Annotated in this window: 15 protein-coding genes; 7 read left to right on the forward strand and 8 right to left on the reverse strand. The window is 39.6% G+C overall.

Going from position 1 to position 26700, the window contains the following annotated elements:
• Window positions 1-49 precede the first annotated feature (49 nt).
• Together DXA54_RS25130 and DXA54_RS25135 are read right to left on the reverse strand one after the other, a co-directional pair.
• Window positions 50-1672: a SusD/RagB family nutrient-binding outer membrane lipoprotein gene (locus tag DXA54_RS25130; RefSeq protein ID WP_004301369.1), complete on the reverse strand. Its 1623-nt coding sequence runs from the start codon at window positions 1670-1672 to the stop codon at window positions 50-52.
• Between the two features lie 11 nt (window positions 1673-1683).
• Window positions 1684-5010: a TonB-dependent receptor gene (locus DXA54_RS25135; RefSeq protein WP_004301370.1), complete on the reverse strand. Its 3327-nt coding sequence runs from the start codon at window positions 5008-5010 to the stop codon at window positions 1684-1686.
• A 236-nt stretch (window positions 5011-5246) separates the two neighbouring features.
• Here DXA54_RS25135 and DXA54_RS25140 point away from each other — a divergent pair, with 236 nt between their 5' ends.
• From DXA54_RS25140 to DXA54_RS25155, 4 genes are read left to right on the forward strand one after another with little or no spacing between them, the layout of a single operon-like run.
• Entirely contained in the window at window positions 5247-6317 is a 1071-nt protein-coding gene (locus DXA54_RS25140) for a glycoside hydrolase family 18 (protein ID WP_004301371.1), read from the forward strand.
• A gap of 9 nt (window positions 6318-6326) precedes the next feature.
• Window positions 6327-7487: a DUF1735 and LamG domain-containing protein gene (locus tag DXA54_RS25145; RefSeq protein WP_120080939.1), complete on the forward strand. Its 1161-nt coding sequence runs from the start codon at window positions 6327-6329 to the stop codon at window positions 7485-7487.
• 26 nt (window positions 7488-7513) lie between these two features.
• Window positions 7514-8941, forward strand: coding sequence for a BT_3987 domain-containing protein (locus tag DXA54_RS25150; RefSeq protein WP_004310998.1), 1428 nt, complete (start codon window positions 7514-7516; stop codon window positions 8939-8941).
• A gap of 20 nt (window positions 8942-8961) precedes the next feature.
• Window positions 8962-10269, forward strand: coding sequence for a DUF4989 domain-containing protein (locus DXA54_RS25155; protein WP_008650581.1), 1308 nt, complete (start codon window positions 8962-8964; stop codon window positions 10267-10269).
• Window positions 10270-11290: 1021 nt separating this feature from the next.
• Here the strand turns inward: DXA54_RS25155 and DXA54_RS25160 are convergent.
• The 6 genes from DXA54_RS25160 to alaS all read right to left on the reverse strand — a co-directional run bounded on the left by DXA54_RS25160 (window position 11291) and on the right by alaS (window position 22840).
• Window positions 11291-13561, reverse strand: a complete 2271-nt coding sequence (locus DXA54_RS25160) for a GH92 family glycosyl hydrolase (protein WP_008650583.1) — start codon at window positions 13559-13561, stop codon at window positions 11291-11293.
• Between the two features lie 104 nt (window positions 13562-13665).
• Window positions 13666-15972: a GH92 family glycosyl hydrolase gene (locus DXA54_RS25165; RefSeq protein WP_120080941.1), complete on the reverse strand. Its 2307-nt coding sequence runs from the start codon at window positions 15970-15972 to the stop codon at window positions 13666-13668.
• Between the two features lie 44 nt (window positions 15973-16016).
• Window positions 16017-17024 carry a FecR family protein gene (locus DXA54_RS25170; protein ID WP_032849654.1) on the reverse strand — a complete coding sequence of 336 codons (1008 nt, stop codon included), beginning with the start codon at window positions 17022-17024 and terminating at the stop codon, window positions 16017-16019.
• Window positions 17025-17058: 34 nt separating this feature from the next.
• Window positions 17059-17616 (reverse strand): RNA polymerase sigma-70 factor, encoded by a 558-nt coding sequence (locus DXA54_RS25175; protein ID WP_004301378.1) that lies wholly within the window; start codon window positions 17614-17616, stop codon window positions 17059-17061.
• A gap of 29 nt (window positions 17617-17645) precedes the next feature.
• Window positions 17646-19883 carry a GH92 family glycosyl hydrolase gene (locus DXA54_RS25180; RefSeq protein ID WP_120080943.1) on the reverse strand — a complete coding sequence of 746 codons (2238 nt, stop codon included), beginning with the start codon at window positions 19881-19883 and terminating at the stop codon, window positions 17646-17648.
• A gap of 338 nt (window positions 19884-20221) precedes the next feature.
• On the reverse strand, window positions 20222-22840 hold the full coding sequence (alaS, locus tag DXA54_RS25185; RefSeq protein WP_008650588.1) for an alanine--tRNA ligase: 2619 nt from the start codon (window positions 22838-22840) through the stop codon (window positions 20222-20224).
• A 255-nt stretch (window positions 22841-23095) separates the two neighbouring features.
• Between alaS and DXA54_RS25190 the strand changes: the two genes are divergently transcribed.
• The 3 genes from DXA54_RS25190 to DXA54_RS25205 all read left to right on the forward strand — a co-directional run bounded on the left by DXA54_RS25190 (window position 23096) and on the right by DXA54_RS25205 (window position 26619).
• Entirely contained in the window at window positions 23096-24952 is a 1857-nt protein-coding gene (locus tag DXA54_RS25190; protein WP_032852877.1) for a tyrosine-type recombinase/integrase, read from the forward strand.
• A gap of 238 nt (window positions 24953-25190) precedes the next feature.
• Window positions 25191-25370, forward strand: a complete 180-nt coding sequence (locus DXA54_RS25195) for a hypothetical protein (RefSeq protein ID WP_008650590.1) — start codon at window positions 25191-25193, stop codon at window positions 25368-25370.
• Window positions 25371-25806: 436 nt separating this feature from the next.
• The gene (locus DXA54_RS25205) at window positions 25807-26619 is read left to right on the forward strand and encodes a hypothetical protein (RefSeq protein ID WP_008650591.1); all 813 of its coding nucleotides are present in this window, start codon (window positions 25807-25809) and stop codon (window positions 26617-26619) included.
• Window positions 26620-26700: the final 81 nt, after the last annotated feature.

Genomic DNA, 26700 nt, shown 5'->3' on the forward strand with positions numbered 1-26700 from the left:
CTCTAAGTACTTGGTATATATTTTTATTTTTTGTTACTCATTGGTTGATTTATTTACAGTCCCACCATACGTGAGTTGCCATCGTATCTCCTCTTTTAGTCTTGGACTCTTGTGTCAATGTCGCAACTGCTGCTTCTACGCTTTCTCTATTTTCACGATATTCATCAGTTGGATATGGCATGCGTCGTGCACCTTCCGCATCATTAACAATTCCTCCACTTGCATTTGCTGCCATTGGCATTAATTTAGGATAGCCTGTACGACGGTACTCAGTCCATGATTCCATACCATTTGGAAAGTTTGCAATCCATTTTTGAGTAATAATCTGTTCTAAGCTTTTTTCAAAATCACCTCCAGACCATGCCACAGTTACATTTGTATTAATAGCTCCAGAGTAATCATAAGTTTGGGCACTTTGTCCTTTCAGTGGATCTTTATATGCTTCTACTTTTCCCGTACTTGCAAGATAATTTTCGACTCCACTGGTAATTCCGTTTTCTTCAAACGACAAACGGATTCCTTCCTCATAGAAGTCTTTAGCTGTTCCTCCCATGTTCCAGTTACGAAGAGCTCCTTCAGCACGCAAGAAAGCGACTTCTGATGCACGGAACACAACTATATTATCACTCGTAGTGACTTTCATACAAGAAGAGCCTTGTGACCAGGAGTTATATTGTCCTTGCAGAATACCCCGACGTAAACCTACATAACTTTCTTCTCCAGTATATGCATTTCCCGACACGGTGCCAAAAGTACTTTTATCATAATATGCTTCGCGACGAGGATCGTTGTATGCATTCATGTAGCAGGTTAAATCCGCTGAAATTCGTGCATCTGACCATAGTACCATAAAACGTTGCCATGGATTATGATCGGCAACTTTACGATAAGCGCCATCAGTTGCAGCAGTCATAACACCTGCTGCTACAGCTTCTTCAGCCAATTGCTGTGATGTTTTTCCATTCACGTTAAATCCTGCTACATAGCAAGTACGCATCGCCATTCTTAGCTTCAAAGAGTTGGCAAACTTATACCATGCTGATGTATTGCCATTATAAATTCTATCAGCACTTGAGCTGAAGCTTTGGTTGCCAAACTTTCCTAATACTGTAATAATATTATCCAAATCTTCTAGCATTTTGGCATAGACAGCTTGCTGAGAATCATAAGGGGATTTGATCGCATTAGCTGCACCTACTTTTGAATAAGGGATGGGACCATATGTATCTGTTACACGTAACATTACGACGATACGATATAACTCGGCCAACGATAAGAAAAGTTCATCATCGCTTTGATTTTTCAAATTGAAGTAATCAGGATAAAACTTTGAATAAAAATCATTGAATGGAATTTTTTTCCAATCGTCTGAAGGATTATAAGTTGCGTAACGACCAGACCAACCTGTACCCAAATTGGAGTCTGCTACATATCCCGAAAATGCTCCTGCCATCAAACAGTCTACATATTGAGAAAAGTTCTCTTGTTCTGGCATCATCAAATCTTGTAAATTAAGAGCTAATGATCTTACCAAATACCAATCTACTCCCATGTCATTTTGGTCTGGTTCATGAGGATTTTTATTGTAATCTTCAAAGTTTCCTGTACATGCAGTTGCACCGAAAAGAAACATACCAGTGGCTATAAACTGTATTATTGTATTTTTCTTCATCTTTTCCGTTTTTAGAATTTAAGTTTCAAATTGAATCCTACGCTACGAAGGCTAGGCATCATAAAGTAATCAATTCCCTGGTAATAGTTACCTGTAGTGGCTACAGATTCAGGATCGAAAGGAGCCTTGCAATAAATCATCCACAAGTTACGACCTACCAGCGAAAGAGTGATATCCATAATATTTTTCAATTTCTTTCTTGGGATAGTGTAGCTGACAGAAGCTTCTTGCAGACGTAAATTGGTAGCACTATAAGTGTAATATTGAGGAATACCGCTGTCGGCACCAACCACTGTATACCACTTTTGCGCGTCAATCATATCGTTGCCGTTTATCACGACTCCACCATTATCACGAGCTGCTGCTGTAGCTTCGGATACACCATAGGAGTCAAGAACGGCTTGAGTCGCAGAGTAAACGACTCCTCCCAAACGGGCAGTAAGAAGGAAGCCAAGTCCCCAGTTACCATATTGAAAGTCATTGCGCCATGCCATATTAGCTTTTGGAAAAACAGATCCTAAATAAATATCATCAGCTTTGTCATTCACTGCTACATTTCCATCGGCATTTACATAAATCTTATTATTTGAATCTCGAAGCAAGTCAGACTGTGAGTAGAGATCACCTAAAGATCCACCTACTTTTAGAATGAACCGTGCCTTTGATAAACCACCTACATCCATACGGTCTTTTGTTATTTCTTCACCGGTTACAGGGTTTATGTAACCATCAATCAGGCTTAAAATCTTGTTTTTATTGGCACTGAATGTGTAGTTAGAACTCCATGAAAACTTGTTCCATGTATTCTTGTAACCAAGTGAAAGTTCTACACCACGGTTACGTACGTTACCAGTCTGTGCATAGAATGTACTATAGCCTCCTGTTGGAGAAAGCTTTGCATCCATGGTTTGATTGTAAGTCTTGGTATTATAGAATGAAACATCAAAATTGAAATGTTTAAGGAAACGTGCAGTAAGACCTACTTCCCAAGAATCTGTACGTTCCGGTTTCAAATCATACAATGGATATGCAGACTGAGAAGAGTATGCTCCTGTTGAAGTATTCCATGAAAAAGTTGGATAAGCAAGGAAGCGTCCAAATGGTAGACCTACGGATGCCCAAGAAGCACGTAGTTTTAAGTATGAAATACTTTCAGGTAATTTGAAAAGTTCAGACAAAACAACAGAGCCTCCTACTGACGGGTAGAAAAAAGAAGACTGTTTTGAGTTCGGTCCCGCTAATTGACTTGGCCAATCATTACGTCCGGTAAGAGTCAAGTAGTAAGTACTTCTATAACCAACTTCTGCAGATGCAAATATAGATTGTGTTTGTTCACGATAACCAGTTTCTTCACGTTTCCCAGTTTCTTTATCCAATTGAGCAACTGTGAAAAAGTTAGGAAGTCCATTCGCTGCAATTGGTCCACTAACGGCAAGAGCTTCAGAACGATTGTCTGAATAAGATGCTCCGATATTAGCTGTTAAACTCCAATCCTCGCCAAATGTTTTATTTATATTCAACAATAAGTCTGCATATGTTTGCTTGTCACGAGTGTTTGTTACACCATAAAAACCATTTTCACCTTCAGCAATAGTTGCGATGGTAGAGGCATAGTATTTTTGTGTATATGTGTTGTATGAATTATCTAGACGTACACGTCCAGCTACGTTCAACCAACTTAGAATATCGTAACTTAAAGCTGCACTCAACATATAACGATCTTTGTCATTTTCACGCAAGTTACGATAATTAATCCAGTAAGGATTTTGTAAACGGAACGATCCCCCTCCTTGAGGCCAATATTGCGTATACATATTACGCTCTAAATCATAACGTTCGTACATTTTGTAATCTTCCCAGTCATTTCCACGCGGAAACAGGTAAGCAGAAGACAATGGGTTTGCATAAATACCTTGATTCACCATATTACGGTCTTTCTGCATAATATATTGAGCACCAACATCCAGTTTCATCTTATCTTCTAGAAAAAGAGTGGTGTTCCGGAATGTAAAGTTATAGCGGTCGTATTTGTTATTTGGAATAATGCCACGCGAATTAACGGCTGCGGCAGAAAGATATGTCTGATTGTGTTCAGTACCAGTAGAAAGTGTTACAGATTCTGTTCCAATAAGCCCAGTCTGAAAATAATCACTTGCAGGATCGTATCCGCGGTAATTAGCTTCATTCAATCTTTTACCCCAACTAGCATCTGTTCCAGAAGTTCCATAGCGATTCTGAAACTGTGGCATGACGAATGGAGATAACATTTCTGTATTACTAGATACGGTCAAGGCTACACGACCCACTTTTCCTTTTTTGGTTGTAATCACAATAGCACCATTAGATGCATTGCTACCATACAATGCGGCAGCAGCAGCACCAGACAAAACTGACATTGATTCAATGTCATCTGGGTTTATATCAGCTATAGCTTCTGTAGAGCCTTGCGATTGCATCTCTTCAGAACCACCAGAAGCGCTCAGGTTATACATTGGAATACCGTCGATAACATAAAGAGCATTAGACGATTGTTCGATACCCCTGGAGCCACGCATAACAACTTTACTTGCACCACCAATACCAGAAGAAGAAGAGTTGATATTTAAACCCGCAACCTTTCCGTTCAGTGAATTAATAAAGTTCGCATCTTTTACAGCTAAAGCTGATTCTGCATCGACCTGTGTGACATTATAACTCAAAGCTTTCTCTGAACGCTTAATACCCAAAGCTGTAACAACTACCTCGTCAATCACTTGGGTATCATCCATCATCGTAATATTAATGGCTGTCTGTCCTTTCAAAGGGATTTCTTGTGTCTTATATCCGATATAAGAATAAACAATAACTGGGTTATTGCTTTTTGTCACAATTTTGTAGTTACCATCCAAATCGGTAATAGCTCCGTCTGTTGTTCCTTTCACTAAAATGCTAACACCAATCAATGGTTCTCCTTTAGCATCTACAACTTGTCCGGTTATAGTACGTTCTTTCCCGCTTTGTTGTTGTAGTGAATCGGAATTTTCTTTTTCTGATAAATAAATTATATTCTCTTCTATTTTATAAGAGATATCTTTATTTTTCAAAAGTGTGTTTAAAACTTGCTCTAAAGAAGCATCTTTTACTTTTAAAGGTTCAACTGTGACAGTTGATAGCTTGTCATTGTAGAAAAATTGGTACTTTGATTGTGATTGAATTTGTTTAATTACAGTTCCTAAAGTTGTACGGGGAGTTGATAAGGTCAACTGTGCCGCAGCCCATTGTACAGGAACTGCTATCAACAAAAGAATCAATAAAGCTCGAAATAACTTCGACTTTCGAAGCGAATGTTTGCTTTCCATACATTTAATTTAATGGTTATACATTTTATTAAACTCAAAAAGAAGAGTGTCGACTTTCCCTTCCTTTGTTAATAAAACAATGCTAATATAATAAACACTTAGTCCATTTTCTCTTTTTTTCGAAAAAAGTAAGAAATATCTGATATCTCCTTGAATAACCTATATTTAGAATTTACCAAGTACTTAGAGAACTTGGATGAAAATAATGTGATTAAAATCTTTAAGTGATAATATATATGAAAAGAATAGTAAAAAACAGTTTGTTTACAGCAATATTGATGGTGTGGGGGATGATGTATTCCTCATGCGAAGGCTGGACAGACCCAGAAAGCATTAACATCCATTACCCTACATTTGAAGAGCAAAACCCGCAACTGTATGCTGACTATATCAGAGATCTGAAACGCTACAAGGATGGAGAACATAAGTTAGTCTTTGTCTCTTTTGACAATCCGGAAACTAATCCAATCAATCAAACCGAACGTCTCACCGCTATACTGGACAGTGTGGATTTTATCTGTTTGAATAATCCAGAAAAGCTCTCGTCTGAAACACAAGCCGAAATGGTAAAAATACGCGAGAAGAATATCCGCACGCTTTCCTGCATTAATTATGAGAGTTTAGAACAAGAATGGAACAATAAGGCAAAAGATAATTCCGAATTGACGGAAGAAGATGCACAAAGGTATCTGAATGAACGTACGGATGCTATGCTGGTTCTATGTGACAATTATGGATATGATGGTATCCTAATTGACTATACAGGACTTTCAATGGTGGGTATGCAAGAAGATGTGTTACAACAATACAAGGCACGTCAGCAAAACTTCTTCAGCAGAGTGTTGGATTGGCGGATTAAGCATACCGACAAAACATTGGTTTTTTACGGTTATGTGCAGTATTTGGCTCCAGAAAACATGGATATGCTGGATAAATACAATCATCTGATACTGAAAACCGCTTCTTCCAAAAACATGGAGGATCTGACATTAAATGTTTTTATGGCTATTCAAGCAGGCATAGACGTAGCAGGAACGAATGCGGATCTTGTTCCAAAAGATCGTTTTATTGCCTGTACACAGTTTCCTCAACAGGAAGATAAGGATATGATAATTGGTTATTGGGATACACGGGATGCAAATGGAAATAAAGTATTGGCTGCACAAGGTACAGCTCAATGGATTGTACAGGCATCACCAGATTATACCTGCACTGGTATTTTTATCATCAATATCCAAAAGGATTATTACAATAATACTTATGGAACAGTACGTGAAACTATTCATATAATGAATCCTAATAAATAGAAATACAATATGAAATTGCATATTTATCAATTAGCATTTATAGCACTTACTGCATTTACGGTAAGCAGCTGCAAGGATACGGATATTAATGATGAACATCATTATGACAATAAGCTTTATATAAGTTCGGTACCCGTAACAGAAGATTTACTGATTAAAGAAGATGTATTGTTTGACAGTCGTAAAATTACTTATCGGCTTGCTGCTCCTGTCGACAACGAAATCCAAGTCAGCTTTGATGCCAAACCATCTTTAGCGGCTACCTACAATCTAAGTTATGGAGATAATGCTACAGTACTTCCCGAAGAGTTTTATGATATTCCTGTGAAGAATGTTACGATTCAACCCGGAGGAATTTCTGGAGATGATATCATAGTGAATTTCGTTAATTTGAATCAATTGGACGACTCAAGACGTTATGTGTTGCCTGTTACAATCACAAATGTATCTGGAATTGGACTTCTTGAGAGTGCCCGTACTACTTATTTTATCATCAAAGGCGCTGCTCTTATTAATGTTGTAGCTAATATTAAAGAAAACTATTTTCCGATAAAATGGAATAGTGATGTAAGCAAGATGATTACTATTACAGTGGAAGCATTGGTACGAAGTGATGACTGGGTGGCCAAACGTGATAATGCACTAAGTTCTGTTTTTGGAATTGAAGGTAATTTCCTTATACGTATCGGTGATGGCGACCGTCTACGTGATCAACTTCAGGCATTTGTGCCAGGTGGAAGTTTTCCTCCAGCAAATCACGCACCAGGTATTGGACTTCCGGTAGACGAATGGGTACACATAGCTGTTGTGTATAACACTGTCAATAAAAACCGAATCTATTACAAGAATGGTGTGGCGGTGTATAAAGACCAGTCAGCAAATAGTACGGTTAATTTAACTAAGAATTGCTATATAGGCCGTTCTTTTGATGGTACCCGCTGGCTTCCGGGAGAAATTTCAGAGGTTCGTATTTGGAGCGTAGAAAGAACTGCAGAGCAAATTGCAGATAATCCTTATAAAGTAAATCCTGCCAGTGAAGGACTTGTAGCCTACTGGAAATTTAATGAGGGGTCTGGAAAGGTTGTTATAGATCGTACAGGTAATGGAAATGATATCACTGCGAGTAAAGATCCGATATGGGTTCCTGTAGAACTTCCTCAAATATATTAATCCTTTTAATTAAAAAGAATATTATTATGAAACAAAAATATCTGATAACAGGGTTGATGGTTGCCATATTTGCAGGCGGCATAACTTGCCTTACCTCTTGTGATGATGATCTTGTCATAAATAAAGCAATAGATGAGTCAGCATATACTGGCATTTATGAAAACAATGGATACTTGCGTGACGGAAAGTCCAATTTGTCCTCTAACGTAGTGGAGCTATACAAAGATACTTATACTACTTCTGTAAAAATGAGTCTTAGTAAAATGGCGAGTACCAGTACTTTTGCTCAAGTAATTATTGATGCAGACTATTTGGATACTTATAACAAAGAGCATGAAACCGATTTTGAATTGTATCCTGCGCACTTGGTTTCTTTTAAGAATGACGGGAAGCTTATTGTAGATGCACAAACAAAATCTGCTCAGACTGACATCACCATTCAGACGGACGGCACTTTGAAAGAAGATAAAACCTATGCTTTACCTATAGCTCTTACCCACGTAAGTAGCGACATTACCATAAAAGATGAGAAAGCTGGTCATTGTATCTATTTGATAAAAGATATGAGAAAGTTGGGAAACACTTACAAAGGGGAAGATGTAGTAAAGTCATTTGTCTTCTTTGATGGTACAAATCCACTGAATGCTCTTTCTTTTCAACTGGAAAACGGAAAATTGCTGTGGGATGTAGTATCTCCATTTGCTGCCAATATCAACTGGGACGCACAAGCCCAACGCCCTTATTTAAAATGTAATGCTTACATACAATATTTGCTAGATAATAATGAGAAATTTTTGCAACCACTTCGTAAACGTGGAACTAAAATAGTATTAGGAATACTTAGTAACGGGGATATAACAGGAGTGGCGCAACTTTCTAAACAAGGTGCCAAAGACTTTGCACGAGAACTAGCTCAGTATTGCAAAGCATATAATCTGGACGGGGTATGTTTTGATGACGAATATGAAGGTGCTTATGATCCGAATAATCCAGCATTAACAGAGCCTAGTGAGGAGGCTGCGGCACGTTTATGCTACGAAACTAAACAAGCAATGCCTGATAAAATCGTAGCAGTATATGCATTAAGAAGAATGTATAGTTCGAAGGCAACCGTTGTTGATGGAGTAACTATTAAAAACTGGATAGATATTGTAGTTGGTGATTATGGTAGAGATCCTTCTCAAGTTCCGTATGGGGACCTGACATCCAAAGAATGTTCCGGTCAATCCATGGAGTTTGTTAGAGGTACAGGTGGCGATTTACAGGGACAAAGACTGATAAACCAAGGTTCTGGATGGTTTATGGGCTTTTCACCGAAGCCGGAAAATTATGGCAATGTATTCCGGCGTCTGTCTGATGTGAGAACTCTGTATGGTTCTCCGTTACAAGCACCTACCGTGTTCTACAAAGACAATGATGCCACACCTTACCAATATCCCGATGATTTGCAATAAATTAAAAAACAATTGTAGAAATGAGAACACTTTATAGATTTTTCTTATTATTGGCAGTCGGTTCGCTGACAGCCCTTTCTGGATGCGGCGAAGATGAAACTCCAAGTCTGGCTACCTATCCGGATAACAATTTTTCTCTTGTGGCGGAAGACGGAGAAGGCTCGGAAATAACAGTGAATGCCACCTATAATAATGAGGGTATATTAGAATTCGATAAACCCGTAATATTCACCTTTCGTTTTAACGCTTCACCCGAGGACGCAATAGTTACTTTTGAGCCAATCGGAGAAGATGTTGAGTTAAGTGATACCAAATTGATAATTCCGGCAGGCTATACGGATGCCAGTGTTACTTTGGGTATAAAAAATATGGATGTTTTTCAATCTAATTACGATGAAGCTACCTGTAATTTAGGAGTGAGAGCTACTGTGCAAGGATATAAAATGCCATCTATTACCTTGGAGGCAAAAGCTTTGATAAAGAAAGAGGCGTATGTAGCTACAGGTTTCTTGGAAGGAAAAGTCGGTAATAAAACTACATTCGAACATACTTATTTCAACGGAGAATTTAAGGACACGGAGCGGAATCTATATACATTCAGTGTACAATTGGATCGTCCTGCTCGGAAAGATGTAAAGGTGAAACTTACAACGGAAGGAGTGGATGACGAATACCTGAAAGACATTAGTATTACTCCTGCAGAAATTATAATTCCTGCTGGTGAAAAGACATCAGGAGATATTACTTGGGAGATTACTAATGACTTTTTGTTGCGTACATCGGACGACTCGTCAAACACATTAAATATCACAGCTGTTTTTGAATGTGAAGATCCGGTCTTCGTGCAGGATGAGAAAAGAAGTTCTTTCACCTTGAATATAAATAAATATATAAGAGGATTTGAACACATATCTTACAAACGGCCTTCCGGTTGGATAGAATGGGCCAAACAGGGTTGGTCTGTAGATGTGGAAGATAGTAGTGATTTTTATCAAAACGATGGTGGCGGTTCGCTTATTGATGGTGAAACCAAAGGTAACTATGAAGGTATATGTTCTGATGGAGATATTTCATTTACACTCGATATGGGAGAGGAAAAAACAATCACTGGAGTAGGTCTTGATTATATATATTATTATGCTCCTCAAAATGTACAATTATCAGTTTCTTCTGATGGAAACACATGGAATTATCTAGGAAAAGTAGCTACTGCTGATGAGAATGCCGATTACTATCAATTCATTGAATCTATAACTGCACGGTATGTGAAATTTGATCTTTTGGCTTCTTGGGGATGTGAGCTTTATGAAATATACGTCTTTAAGTAGTATTGAGTCTAAAAAGAATATAGGTTAAAGTTTGTATTCGAGAGGCTGTCTCAAGATTGTTTTTGAGTCAGCCTCTTTTTAATTGCTTTTTCAAAGAACGGGCAGGCGCTAACTTTTCTAAGTCTAACGTTTGCTCATGTTCCTAAATATTTGAATTAAATGCTACATAGTGAAATAAAATATCTATCATAGTATCATTTATTTCAATAATCTTTTAATTATCAAAGGAATAAGTATGATAGATAGCTTTTAGAAAATGCATCTATCATACTTTTACCAGTAAAAACAGGTTATCTATCATTGTGCAAAATAGCCATATAAGGGTCATAATAGGTGTAAGATAGCTTGTTTTTGTCACAAGGGAGCCATATAAATCTGATTATCGTGGCTTAATAATGTAAATGTAATGGCGATAAGTTTATAGCCCACGTATGTGTGCTGTACAGTCCGCATGTGTGGGCTGCACGGTTTACATACGTGGGCTGTACAGCCTGCACATGTGAACTATAGAAAGACAGCCGCTTCCAATAGATTATTAAGTTGTCAATACAGGTTATCATCCTATAAAGTGTGCATTCTTATGCCTTTAAATGGATACTCTCACCTAATGCTACACTAAATAGATATAGTATGGGTGTGATAGATACCCGTTTTTTGCAATAAAAGTATGATAGATGCATTTTCTAAAAGTTATCTATCATACTTATTCCTTTGATAATTAGAAGATTATTAAAATGAATGATACTATGATAGATGTTTTTCTCACTATGTATTCAAACCTGTATCATTTTACTCATTTCCGTACGGTGCTGAATCAATTGATATTTTAGCAAATAAGTATTGAAACGCAGATTAACGCAGATTTTCGCAGATTATTAGAAGGCTGCGCCATGTTTGAGAACTTTTTTATTCTTTGCGAAAATCTGCGTTAATCTGCGTTTCAATAAATGTTCATTTGGCTCATTTCGGTGCAATACAGAAAGACTCAAACCAAGATTAGGGCTAAATTATCCCGCAAGGATTATTGTTGCTTAGAGAAAGAATAGGGCATATCTTCTTCTTTAGTTCCTCTATTCTGATTAGGTTGATTACTCATTTCAACATTGATCGTACCTCCCTTGAGCAAATTTTCGTGTCGGAGATAATTTTTAGTGTAATCAGCACCATTGACATTCATCGAATTGACATAAAATTTTTTCTTACTATTATTCGGAGCATCAATAACCAAACTATTGCCATTTTCAAAATGGAGTGTAGCTTTCTTGAATAACGGAGCACCTATAATATATTCATCCGTTCCCGGACAAACAGGATAGAAACCTAATGCCGAGAATACATACCAGGCAGAAGTTTGTCCGTTGTCCTCGTCGCCACAATAGCCGTCCGGAGTAGGAGAGTACATACGATCCATTACTTGACGCAACCAGTATTGGGCTTTCCAAGGTTGTCCTGCATAGTCATATAAATAAATCATGTGCTGAATCGGTTGATTGCCATGTGCATAGTTACCCATATTCATCACAGTCATTTCACGGATTTCATGAATCACTTGGCCGTAGTAGCTATCATCAAAAATAGGAGGTACGGCAAAAACAGAATCCATCATGGTGATAAACATCTCTTTTCCACCCATCAAGTCAATCAATCCTTGAGGATCGTGGAATACAGACCAAGTATAGTGCCAGCTATTTCCTTCCGTAAAGGCGTCCCCCCATTTCAGCGGAGAGAAAGGAGATTGGAATGTACCATCTTCGTTGCGTCCACGCATTAACTTAAATTCCTTATCGAAAAGATTCTTGTAGTTCATGGCACGTTTTGCGAAAAGATTAATCTCTTTTTTCGGACGTTTAAGTTCCTTTGCCAGTTGGTAGATACACCAGTCATTGTATGCATATTCCAACGTGCGTGCGGCGTTCTCATTGATTTTTACATCATAAGGCACGTAACCCAGTTTATTGTAATATTCATATCCCAGACGTCCTGTTGATGATACTTGTGGATGTACATTCTCCGTTCCGTGAATCAGCCCTTCATACAATGTTTTTATATCGTCCACTTTCACTCCTTTCATGTAAGCATCCACTAAGACAGAAGCAGAGTTGTTACCAACCATACAGCCTCTGTGCCCCGGACTTGCCCATTCCGGGAAGAAACCGCTCTCTTTATATGTATTGATCAGACCTTCCTGCATTTCCTTGTTGACTGACGGGTACATTAGGTTCAATAACGGGAATAGGCAACGGAAAGTATCCCAAAAGCCTGTGTCGGTATACATATACCCCGGTAATACTTGCCCATTATAAGGACTGTAATGAACCGGTTGGCCGGCAGCATCCAGTTCGTAGAATTTGCGTGGGAAGAGCAATGAACGATATAAACAAGAATAGAATGTGCGATATTGATCGAGATTGCCTCCTTCTACTTCTATCTTGCCTAACACTTGGTTCCACGCTTCTTTTCCTTTTTTGGCTAGCTGTTCGATATTATCTTTGCCCAACTCTTTCATATTCAAAGCTGCCTGTTCAAAACTGATGAAAGAAGAAGCAATCCTTGCATGTACTTGTTCGCCTTTATGTGTTTGGAAACCAATAATGGCTCCGGCATGATCCGTTGTCTGTTCGGTAACATTTTCCTGCAGATTGTCATTGGCTACCGTAGCTTTATAAGTGAAAGGCTTGTCGAATTCAATAATAAAGTAATTTTTAAAGTTTTCGGGAACTCCACCGCTGTTGCGAGTCGTGTAACCGATAATCTTGTTTTCTTCCGGAATAACCTTAATATACGATCCCTTATCAAAGGCGTCCACTACAACATACGAATGATCGTTTTCCGGAAAAGTGAAACGGAAAAGAACTGCACGCTCGGTTGGAGCCATTTCTGTCACTACATCATGCTCTGCAAGATATACTTTATAATAATAAGGAGTGGCAGTTTCTCCTTTGTGGGCAAACCAACTGGCACGCTTCTCTTCATTGAATTCCGGTTTGCCTACTACAGGCATAATAGAGAATTGTCCGTAATCATTAATCCACGGACTGGGTTGATGTGTTTGTTTAAATCCACGAATCTTATTAGCCGTATAAGTGTATTGCCATCCGTCTCCCATCTTTCCTGTTTGTGGAGTCCAGAAATTCATCCCCCACGGACGGGCAATGGCCGGATAAGTATTACCTGTTGATAACTCGAAACTAGATTGAGAACCCATAAGCGGATTGACATACTGCGTCCAGTCTTTGGCTTTTGCAAAGACGATACAACTTAATGCGCATACTAATAGGAGATACTTTTTCATGGTCTTATTTATTATTTATGGCTCAATCGAATCAGAAATCGATTGAGCCAATTTATTTTTCAAGGTTTTGTTTTTTTTATTCAATTTGAACAGCTAGTACCAACTCATTCCTCTTCTTTGGAGGAGAGAGCTGGAGAGAGGACTCCCCATTTCGTAGGATGATCGGTCATCTTGATTTCCATCGTTCCTCCATTCGCAATATCCTGATGGTTAAAGAATGGAATGTTTAGAGCTTTACCGTTCAGCAATACACTTTCAATGTATTTATTCTTTTTCCCATTATTCTTTACTACAATACTGAAAGTCTTTCCTTCAGGCAGATTGATAACTGCTTTGTCGAAGGCAGGACGTCCGATGGAATATACCGGCTTGCCGGGACATACCTGATAGAATCCCATAGAGTTGAGTATATACCAGGCAGACATCTGACCGCAGTCCTCATTACCCGAAAGACCGTCTATACTGTTGGTATACTGACTTCGGTAAACGCTATCCACCAACTCTTGAGTTCTCCAAGGATGGTTAACGTAGTTATATAGATGGATCACATGGTGACTTGGTTCGTTTCCATGTGCATATTGCCCGATAAGTCCGCTGATATCTGATGAGGTTGTCTCACCTTCAAGTGATGAATCGGCCGAGAATAAGGAATCGAGTTTCTGGACAAAAGCATCTTCTCCACCCATCAGATTGACTAATCCTTCTACATCATGCGGCACAAACCAAGTCCATTGCCAAGCTGTTCCTTCACAATAATCATCGCTGCGGTGAGTAGATGCACGCGGATTGAATGGAGTACGCCATTCACCTTTTGAGTCCAGTCCACGCATGAAGCGGATTGATTTGTCGAAATAAAATTCGTACGCCTTGGCAAAGCGTTCATACTTTGCTTTGGATTCAAAATCACTCATTGCTTCTGCAAAGATAGAGATACACCAGTCATCATACGCATATTCCAGAGCTTTGGCCACTGATTCGTTTTCGCGGTCACAAGGGATATATCCGATGGCATTCTTATAATATTTTGCTTTAGGCATGAGATGAGGCAATACCAAATCCGGACATTTGATGCCGGTAGTGTCATATTCGGCGGCACGCAGGCAGGCTTTATAAGCCTCTTTGGCATCAAAATTGCGATACCCTTTCATGTAGGCATCCACGATGACCGGAACAGCATGATAACCAATCATAGTGCCGGTGTAATTGGAAGCCAAGTCCCACATGGGGTATATCCCACCTTCCTGATGCTTCTTAATTAACGAATTGATAAAGTGATTATTCAGATCAGGATCAATGATAGTCATTAGCGGATGTAGCGCACGGAAAGTATCCCATAAAGAAAATACAGTGTATATCGGATTAAGGGTGTCTCCTTGATGCACTTCAAGATCCATTCCTAAATAACGTCCGTCTGCATCAGTGAACAGATTTGGACTGATTCCCGTATGATAGAGGGCCGTGTAGAAGATGGCTTTATCTTCTTTATCGGAAGTTGTAATATCAATTTTGGAAAGATATTCATTCCATGCCGTACGTGCGTCTTTACGTACTTTCTCGAAATCCCATCCGGGAATTTCTGATTCAACGTTCTTCCGTGCACCGGCAATATCGACAGCGGACACACCTACTTTAACAAGAACCTGCTCGTCTTTACTGGTGTTGAAATGCAATAATGCTTTGCAGACAGGAAGCCGTTTGCCATTGTCCATGGTGATAGAATCCGTAACGAGCGTATAAGAGAATGGCTTGGAAAATTTAGCGTAGAAGTTGATATATTGGTCGAAAGCCCAATAAGTTGTTTTCTTGTGTCCACAGATTTCCGTATCGCTTATTACTTCTATTTCCATCTCGGAGTTAGTCTGTCGTTGCAGGCTGTAATCCAGGTCGATGATAAATCCGGATTCGGCGTTTTCGGGAAAAGTATAGCGATGGATTGCTCCTCGTTTGGTGGATGAAATTTCAGCTTTCATCTGGTAAGTATCAAGAAAGACAGAATAATATCCTGGTTCTGCGATTTCATTCTTATGTGAGAAAGAGGAAGCGTATGCTAGGCGTTGGCTTTGGGGATCGGTTGTACGATATTGTTGTTTACCCACAGTTGGCATGAGCAAGACATCTCCATAGTCGCAACAACCTGTACCGCTGACGTGGGTGTGTGAGAAGCCATTGATGGTAGAGTCGGCATAATAATAACCGGAACAAGCATCCCAACCATCGATCCGGGTGTCCGGACTGGGCTGAATCATCCCGTGGGGAACTACCGCTCCGGGGAAGGTATGACCATGTCCACCGGTACCGATGAAAGGGTTGACGTAAGCACTATAGTCTTTTACATTAGTGGGGGCTGTACAGGAGCTAAGTGTGAATAAACCTCCTAAACATCCTACTATTAGGAATGTTTTTAATTTCATGGTATTAATAGCTTTTAAGTTTTAGCCGGTTCATCTTTTACTTCTTATTTGGGAGAAATGAAGATATTGTTTCCGACAATTTTATAATCAATAGGTATAGAGTTTTGCAATGATTTCAACACTGACTCGATATTCGATTTCCTTTTCAGTACACCGGAGTAAGTTTTACCCGTCTGAATGTCAGGAGACAGAATGATTTTCACATCATAGAAACGCTCCAGCGCTTTGGTGATGGTGAAGATATCTGCTTTTTGGAATGGAATCAGATTATCGTGCCAAACAGCATCCAACTTGGCATCCACTTGTTTCACGGTCAATCGTCCATTATTTTTGTTCAGTTCTGCACGTTGTCCCGGAGTGAGGATAATCTGCCCCTCTTCCTTATTGCCTTTTACTTCAATCTCACCTTCAATAAGTGTCGCCTCTGCTATTCGGCAACGTTTATCGGATTTTAAATTGAACGTAGTTCCCAATACGCGTACGCGTATTGCATCACTTTGAACGGTGAATGGCTTATGGCGGTTTTTGGTGACCTCAAAATAAGCTTCTCCTTCCAGGTAGACATTGCGTTCCTTTTCGGAGAACTCACGTGGATATTTCAAGGTTGCTGCATTGTTCAGCCAAACCTTGCTGCCATCCGGTAAGACTACCTCCTTAACAATGCCTTCGCTGGCTACTGCGACCATCATTTGTTGATTGTTTCCGCTTTGATAGAACCAATATCCGACTCCACCACCCATGACCAACATTACAGCAATCACTGCGGCATATTTCATCCAGCGATGCATGCTTAGTATTTTGCTCTGTTTACCTTTCTCTTCGTCCAGCTTTTTATAGAGTTGTTTTTCCGCACGAAGTATCCGTTGTTCATCAGTGTACTGGTCGAATTTACCCAAATGATAAATTTCTTCCATACGAAAGAGCTGGCGGGCGTTTTCTTCCGATTCCTTCATCCAGGCATTGACCTCGATAAGCTCTTCTTCAGAACACTGTCCTGTCAGATATCTGTTTATTATTTCTTCACTCAGATTACTCATTTTCTTTTCCTTCATATTAGTAATACAATTCAAAACGCAAAAACACTTATTATAATCGCCATAAAAATAAGAAAAGAATCGCCCAAAGAGGATCGAGTCGGCCACGCAAGTATTTTAAAGCCTTATACATATGGGCTTCCACCGTGCGGAGTGAAACTCCGAGAATATCGGCTATTTCCTTGTTTTTCATATCATGCAGATAGCTAAGTTTGAAAACCTCTTTGCATTTGTCAGGGAGCTCATTAATTGCATCATGAATTTCCTTGCGGAGTTCCTTGTCTTCGATCCTCCGAATCACTTCGTTGTTGTCCGGTTGATAGAATTCTGCGCGTCTTTGGTTGATTTCTTCCATGGCAACACAATAACCGTCTTCCACACTGCGGTGTTTCAAGACATTAAGGGCACGGGTGTAAACGGCACGATAGAGAAAGGCCTGGATTTGGTCGCCTATCTCTATGTGGTCTTTCCGCTTCCATAATTCTACAAATACGTCCTGCACTACATCCTCTGCTTCTTCTTCTCCCACCAAACGGGTTGCATAGAAAATCAGGCTGGGATAGTACCGGCGAAATAGTGCTTTATAGGTTACATCAAAGTTTTCATTCATTCTCTCGATGGACTAAGTTCATGTTTCGTTTATGGGTTTTTATCTTCGAATATGACTCCAATTGCTTTAGGGGTGTTACTCATTTCGAATTCGACAGTCGCTCCACTCATGATTTGCTCGTGAGTAAGATGTGTTTTGTCATACGGTTTTCCATCTATTTTGATGGATTGGATATAGATATTTTCTTTGTTTACTTTGGGGGCCAATACGGTGAAAGTCTTTCCATTTGCCAGATGTAATTGCATTTCCGGGAATAGGGGAGTACCTATCTCATATTTTCCACTGACGGGATTGACGGGGTAGAATCCCATCGCACTGAATACATACCATGCTGACATCTGACCGCAATCTTCGTTGCCACAAAGACCGGCTGATTCGTTCTTGTAGAGCTCGTTCATCACTTTGGCCACATATTCTTGTGTGCGATTTTCGTGTCCTATAGCATTGAACAGATAAATAACGTGATGGCTTGGCTCATTGCCATGCGCATATTGTCCTATCATGCCCGTGCTGAAGATCGGAAGTTCGTCATCTGCTGCCGGATGATAGGTGAACATACTGTCCAGTTTTTCGGCAAATCGGTTTTTACCTCCTACAAGGTCGATCAGTCCGTTAATGTCATGCTGAACAGACCAAAAGTATTGCCATCCGTTGCTTTCGCAAATGTGTGGTGTATAGTCATCGGCCTTGAAGTCCTTGATGAAGATGCCTTTGTCGTCACGTGGCTGCATGAAAGAAGTAGCGGGGTTATAAACATTCTTGTAGTTTTGAGAACGTTTGTAAAATTCGTCCGCAATGTCTTGTTTGCCCATCTTCTTCGCCATTTCGGCAATGCAATAGTCATCGAAAGCGTATTCCAGTGTTTTGGATAACGACCAGTTTTCTGCGTTGTAGTGGTCTGTTACGTTGTAAGGTATGTATCCTAATTCTTTATAGAGTCCAATGCCACGATAATTATCCAGATTAGCCGTTGCTATGCAAGCATCCAAGGCTTTCTTTGCGTCGAAGTCGCCGATTCCTTTCAGATAGGCGTCTACAATAACAGGAACAGCATGATAACCGATCATCATGTCTGTTTCACTTCCGTAGAAGTTCCACACCGGTAGGCGGCCATTCTGTTCGTAGAAGGCGATGAAGGATTTCACCATGTCGTTTACACGCTCGGGTTCGGTATAAGTAAAGAGCGGGTGGGCGGCACGGTATGTATCCCATAGGGAGAAAGTGCTATAATTAACCCAGCCGTTGGCCTGGTGTACTTTCTTATCGGGGCCGTAGTAAGCTCCGTCTACATCACTGTAAATAGTTGGAGCAATCATTGAGTGATAGAGAGCGGTGTAGAAGTTCACTTTATCGTTCTCATTATCACCTTTTATTTCAATCTTTCCGAGCTGGCGATTCCAGTTTGCTTTTGTTTCCGCCAAGTATTTGTCGAAGTCATTTTCGGGGACTTCAGCTTGTAGGTTTTTGGCTGCTCCTTCCATACTGACACCGGAAATGGCAGTGTTTACCAATATCTGTTCATCCTTTTGGGTATTGAAATCGAAGCGGGCGATAACAGCTGTGCCGATACGTTTATTGTCTTTGATGATGGCAGTTGTGTCCAGTTCCATTTTCTCAAAAGGCCTGGAGAATCGGGTGCGGAAATAGATGTGTTGATCGCGTGCCCAGCCGTTGGAGAAACGGTAACCTTGAATGGTGACGGAGTCTACGACTTCGATATGAGAATCGTTGGTAAAATCCCAGTTCATGGCTTTCTTCAGATTTAAGAAGATAGTAGATTGGGCTTCCGGAAACGTATAACGTTGGATACCACAACGCTCGGTGGCAGTCAGTTCGACGTTGATATTATAATCAGTCAGGCGTACTTGATAATAACCGGCATGAGCACTTTCATCCTTGTGGGAGAATTTAGAATGGATGCCAAGTGGTGCTTCCGCTTCTTTGTAGGGAAGAGTGACAGGCATGAAAGAGATGTCATACAAATCTCCCGCTCCAGTGCCGGAAAGATGTGTGTGGCTGAAACCGGCAATCGTACTGTCCGGATAGAAATAACCGGAGATACGGTCCCATCCAGGGAGTCCGTTGTCCGGGCTAAGTTGCACCATGCCGAAAGGAGCTTGGGCACCAGGATAAGTGTTTCCAGTGAAGTCTGTTCCGATAAATGGATTTACATAAGATGTGTAATCTATTTCGTGTTTTTCTTGCGTAGGGGTACAAGAAATGAGCATGCAGGTTAACAGCAGGCATAGATAAGCAGGTGTTCTCATCATTCTTTAGGTATTAGTGATTACTTATTTTATTTATTTGAAGGATAAGAAAAATAATTAATCTGGTCACAAAGGTAGAAAAAAACTGTGACAAGCCTAAATTATAGGCTTAATATTTTTTAAGAGAGACAAATAGACTTCTACATCCGGTCGATATTCCTCGGTGCCGGACAGTGCTTATCGGTGCCTCGATTAGTGTAATATTTAGGCGCGGATTTCGTAGATTACACGGTTTTAAGAATAAAAAATCCGTGTAATTCGCGTAATCTGCGCCTAATTTTAAATCTTTATGTAAAACGAGCCTATTATCTTTTTATTAGACTCCTTTTCATTTACTTTTAGATTCCTGCTAGCTCCAGTACTTTTTCAACAGCTGCCGGTAGTCCGTCAGTGTTTTTACCTCCTGCGGTTGCAAAGTGAGGCTGACCACCGCCACCGCCTTGAATTAGTTTGGCAGCTTCTTTCACTAAATTGCCAGCTTTCAGACCACTCGCAACCAGATTGTCGCTAAGCATGACTGTCAGCATCGGTTTTCCGTTATCTATATTTCCGGCAACGAAGAACAAGTTTTCTGTAATCTCACCACGAAGTTGGAAAGCGATATTCTTCACTACTTCTGCCGGTAGCGGAGCACAGAACTTAACCACTTTGATGCCGTGAATTTCTTGTATATTCTTCAACAGTCTTTCCTTCAGCGCTGCTTCTTTTTCTTTCATGAAGTCTTCCACCTGCTTCTTCAATCCTGCATTTTCATCCAGATATTTGCGGATTGCAATACCCAAGTCAGGAGCATTGTTGAAGAGAGCCTTCAAGTCGCTAAGTGTATCTTGTATTGTATCCAGCATTTCTTCCACGCGTGCTCCGGTATAAGCTTCAATACGGCGAACGCCGGCAGCAACAGAACTTTCGGAGATGATTTTTACCATACCGATATTTCCGGTTGCAGCTACGTGTGTACCACCGCAGAACTCGATAGAAGTGCCGAACTGGATCACACGAACTCTGTCGCCATACTTTTCACCAAAAAGAGCGATAGCCCCCAACTCCTTAGCTTCCTCGATAGGAATATTGCGATATTCTTTCAATGGGATATTAGCGCGGATTCTTGCATTGACGATATGTTCAACTTTACGGATTTCTTCATCGGTCACTTTCTGGAAGTGAGAGAAGTCGAAACGTAATGAATCCGGTGTAACCAATGAACCTTTCTGTTCGATGTGTTCACCCAATACTTCACGTAAAGCAGCATCCAGCAAGTGGGTCGCCGAGTGATTAGCTGCGCAGGCAGCACGTTTGTCGGTATCTACACAAGCCATCATCGGAGCTTCCGGATGATCGGGTAACTTTTTGGTAATATGTATCGGAAGATTATTCTCTTTCTTTGTATCGACCACTTCAATCGTTTCGAACTCGCTTACCAATACACCGGTATCACCGACCTGACCACCACTTTCTGCATAGAATGGAGTATAGTCGAGTACAATCTGATACAATGTCTGGTTCTTTTGTTTGATCTGACGGTAACGAAGGATAGAAGCCTCGTATTCAGTGTAATCGTAACCAACGAATTCAGTAGTCCCTTCTTTCAGTACAATCCAGTCACCTGTTTCGATGGCGGCGGCATTACGTGCACGCTGTTTCTGTTGCTGCATTTCTTCATTGAACTCTTCAATGTTGACAGTCATTCCGTTTTCACGGAGAATCAGCTCTGTCAAGTCGAGCGGGAAACCGAATGTATCATATAAAGTAAAGGCATCTTTACCGCTGATTTCAGTTTTTCCATTGGCTTTGGTATCTTCCATTGTCTTATCCAATAGACGGATACCAGTTTCCAAAGTGCGGAGGAATGATTCTTCTTCTTCCTTGATTACTTTTTCAATCAGTGTCTTTTGTGCAACCAGCTCAGGATAAGCTTCTCCCATATTATCAATCAATACAGGAAGCAACTTATACATAAATGCCTGTTTCTGTCCGAGGAAAGTATATCCGTAACGAACAGCACGGCGAAGGATACGGCGGATCACATAACCAGCTTTCGCGTTAGAAGGCAACTGACCGTCTGTGATAGAGAATGCAATAGTACGGATATGGTCGGCAATTACACGCATGGCGATGTCCTGCTGCTTATCTTTTCCGTATTCTGTACCCGACATAGCTGCAATAGCTTTCAGCATTGGCTGGAATACGTCTGTATCGTAGTTGGATGTTTTTCCTTGTAAAGCCATACAAAGGCGTTCGAATCCCATACCGGTGTCAATAACCTTTGCAGGAAGCGGCTCAAGGCTGCCATCTGCTTTGCGGTTGTATTGCATGAATACGAGATTCCAGATTTCAATTACCTGCGGATGATCGTGGTTCACGAGGTCGCGACCGGAGATCTTGGCGCGTTCTTCAGCAGGACGGAGGTCGATATGGATTTCGGAACAAGGTCCGCAAGGTCCTGTATCACCCATTTCCCAGAAGTTGTCGTGTTTGTTACCGTTGATGATGTGATCCTTTGGCAAGAACTGTTCCCAATAAGAAGCAGCTTCGTCGTCACGGCTCAATCCTTCTTCGGGACTTCCTTCAAATACGGTTGCATAGAGATGTTCCGGATTCAGTTTCAAGACTTCTACCAGATATTCCCACGCCCAGCTGATCGCTTCTTTCTTGAAGTAATCGCCGAACGACCAGTTACCAAGCATTTCAAACATGGTGTGGTGGTACGTATCGTGTCCTACTTCTTCCAGGTCATTATGCTTTCCGCTTACACGCAAACATTTTTGCGAGTCCGCGACTCTTTGGTATTTCGCCGGATGGTTACCCAAAATAATATCTTTAAACTGGTTCATACCCGCGTTCGTAAACATCAGGGTAGGGTCATCTTTAATCACCATCGGAGCCGAGGGAACGATGTGGTGTCCTTTCGACTCAAAGAAATTCTTGAATGAATCTCTGATCTCTTTTGCAGTCAACATATAATGAAGAATTATGATTTATGAATTATGAATTATGGGCTGTGGGATATGAGAGAGGGGAAGAATCCCCAATAAATCATAAATCACAACTCATAAATTCGTAAAAACTGTGCAAAGATAGCTTGTTTTTACGACATAGCAAAAGTTTGTTTCAATATATTGTGCAAGGGGTTACAATACGGACATACCTTCTAAAATATCTCATTAATAACCAAATGTAATAACCGATTTTAATAACACTTGGTAATAACAAAGATGAGTGAACAGGTATTTTTAGATTTCAGTTTAAATTTCAATTTGCGGCAGACAAAGAAGAATATGCCAACCATTATTTACGCTCTGTTTACCTTTAGAGGGAGGCAATACAAGGTCAATATTGGCGCCAAGGTTTATCCAACGCAATGGAATAAGCGGAAGCAGATAGCCACTATCAGCAACGGGCAAACAAGGCTGGATAATCGCAATAATGAGATAGTCAATAAAAAAATAAGGTCGCTTCTTGCTATCTTTGAAGAGAAGAAGAATTATCTTTGTGAGAACTTGGAAAGGATAGATTTTCTTTTTGAGGAAATGAGACAAGCTATTAATCCTAAATTGAAATGTCGTAATTATATGGAGAAAGAAATGCATTTATCAGCAACTCTGGTATTTAGAAAAATGGTGGATAAGTATGTGAAGGAAGATAGTAGTAAGAAAATATATCTAGGTTATATTAGTGCTTTTGAAGCTTTCTTGAAAGTTAAAAGTATTCCTAATCGCTTATCCGCTATTAATGGAGATACTTTAACTGATTATCAACAATATTTATTAGATTTGAATCCTCGTCGTATAGCAACGCATCTAAACAAGATAAAAGGAATCAGAACATTAATCAATCATGCTAATAGAGACAAAGAGATAAAAGCTAACATAAATATAAATTCTTTTGTTGCTATCAGAGATGAACGTTCTAAAGAACAGAAGAAAAGTAAACAAGTTCCATTGACAGAAAAGCAATTACTCGCTATATATAACTATACAAACTTAAAACCTAGGGAAGTAGAAGCCAGAGATTTATTTATTTGTCAATGTTTGTTGGGACAGCGTATTTCAGATTTACCTAAAATATTTAAAGGAGAATATGCTATAACTCTGTTGGACGATGAAAATGAAGTGATTTCATTTACTGTTCAGAAGACTAGAGAAGAAGCTACATTGTATCTCTTTCCTGTAGTGAAAGAAATATTAGAGAGGTATAAGCAAACAGGTTTCAAACATATAGATTTACTTATAGAAGATGAGAAGATAGTTAGGAGAAATGAGGCTAAACTAAATAGAACTATAAAACAGGTCTGTAAAAAAGTTGGATTAGATAGCGATGTTATTTATGTTGAACAGATTGGCGAAGATGTAGTTGAAAAGAAAAAGAAACTATTTGAAATGATTCATACTCATATTGCAAGACATACTTTTATCACTTTGATGTGTCGTTTGGGTGTATCAAAAGAAGATGTTATAATAGCAACTGCGCATACAGATACCACAATGATAGACGATGTTTATTTGCACGAAACTGTAAATGACAAAGGGACAAGGCTCATTAATTCTTTAAAGAAAATCAAAGGTAGTACATTATTCAAGATTGAAGAGGCAAACAACATGGTAGATACTACTATGAATGAAGAAGAAACGGTTAAGAAACCAATTTCAACTGCAAGCGTAACTAATAATATCACCTTCGATACTCTGTTAGACACTCAATTTTTTGCATCTAAAATCAATAGGGCTGTTGAACTACAATCACAGGTAGGTCATTTGAAAAATGGGAAACTGTGTAGCTATGACAATGAAATCACGTCCCTTGTAAGCGAGATAGAAAAATTCTCCCAATCTTCCACTCCTGATTCTGATGTGGCAAAACAATATGTGAAACAGTTATCTGTTGGGAAGCAGTCAGACTTGCATGACAGTTTTAGAGAAATGATTATCAAGTGTGTTAAGATTGGTATCAGTAAGGATGCAATTATGCAGTTTATCAATAAGGCTTTGGAAATAGGCTTGTTGGATAATGAAAGATTCACCAATATAAAAGAAATCACTACAGCCTTATTGGATAAAAGAAACAAGGGCTGACGAGCTTTTTAGGAAATCAAGGCTTCTGGTAAGCCTGAACATCATATTCTCCCCGAACAGCTACGGTTATGGGGAGAATTTTTGCTTTATCGCATCCTCAACTCAAATATTCCACAATTTCGACTTGTTGTTTGGTGATGCGGTCGGGACTTTATACCTTTGCAACGTGATTGAAAGTCAGAAATGACCGAGTTTCTCGTCACCCAGATTCACCACTACAAACCTAAATCTACTTCAAATGAAAGAACTGACCTACGCAGACATTCGTAAAATGGCACTAGAGCACGGTATTAAGGACACAAGGCTTCACATCGGGCTTTGGGCTACTGACCGATACATCAAAAAGCGCAAAATGGTTCAAGGCAAGACTTACACAATCTATCTGCCATATCATAAGCCGGAGCAGAAACAGTTTTAAGTCCTAGACCTACTTTCAACTATTAAACAGAGTACACCATTGTCAACTAATCATCTAATTAGTAGCACTATCTACTAATGTGCTTACTAATACAGCAAAGTTATGTGCTGAAGTATTGATATTACCAGATTATAAAGGTGTGCTTATTTCCCCCTTTAGCGGTGTGCTTAATCCCCTTTTGGAGCGTGCTTATTCACCCCCTGTCTACACTCCTAGATACTACACTCCATACAGCCATACTGTAAAGTTCTGACGAACTTTCAGTAGGTGGGATAAGTAGGATATATAAATCAATAATATATGTGGCATTATAATAATAATTTATATGAGAAACTAAGCGAACTAAGGAAAGTGAACAGACTAAGTTCCACTAAGATGAGATTCTTGTTAAAGACCAATCAGATTATCTTGATTAACCATATTGAGCGTTTGCCTTATGAAAGACACGAAACTTCCATTCAAGGAGTACACAGTAATGAGTAATAATCTGATTCAGAATCTAAACTGTTCAGATGTGTACAGGACTTATACCTTGCTATTAACAGCAGATAAAGATTCTTTGGAAACCAATACTACATTAGAACAGCTTGCAGGATTTGTTGGGGATAAACCGGACAATTACAAGAAGAGTAAAGGTACATTATCTTTCAATGACAAATTAAGGGCTACAGGCGAGGTTATTATACGTGATATAGATTCCAAACGGAAGGACAGGCATTGGACTATGTACAGATTCAACCAAGTAGAGCCAGGCAATTATAGAAGAATTGGCAGAGAGTTCTACGATACTTACAATACTTTAGATTTGAAGCTAAGAGGATTCATATTAAAGCTATTCAGTGTAACAGAGCCGCATAGTTATGTTATCAAATTATCATCCATAAGGAAATTGAAGGAGCTTATTCACATGGGACATAATACTATTGGTAGGTACATAGAGCAGTTAAAGGATTTGGATTTATTGGATGAAATTGGTGACTGTCTGATTCTAAAGGTCAAAGGCTTAATAATAGACCAGCCTAAAGATAAGCAAGTAAAGAAACTAATTGCCATGTTCGACCACATGATAGACTTCAACGAAGGCAATAACAAACCATTATCCAGAGAATGTATGATTTATAAGAAGTATAAGGAGAATGGATTTAAAGATGTCAAGAATATCCACGCTTTTATGAAGTCAATACAAGCAGGTACAGTAGGTAGAAAGCGACCTGTTAAGGAAGATATACCTTATGAGATTATTCTGTAGTTAGTTTGTAAGCAATAAAGCTCCAGACCATTAAACGGTAAGTATTCGGCCAACTACAGGTATTAAACCTTTATATACAAC

The organism is Bacteroides sp. OF03-11BH (assembly GCF_003604005.1).
In the GTDB taxonomy this organism is placed as follows: domain Bacteria; phylum Bacteroidota; class Bacteroidia; order Bacteroidales; family Bacteroidaceae; genus Bacteroides; species Bacteroides ovatus.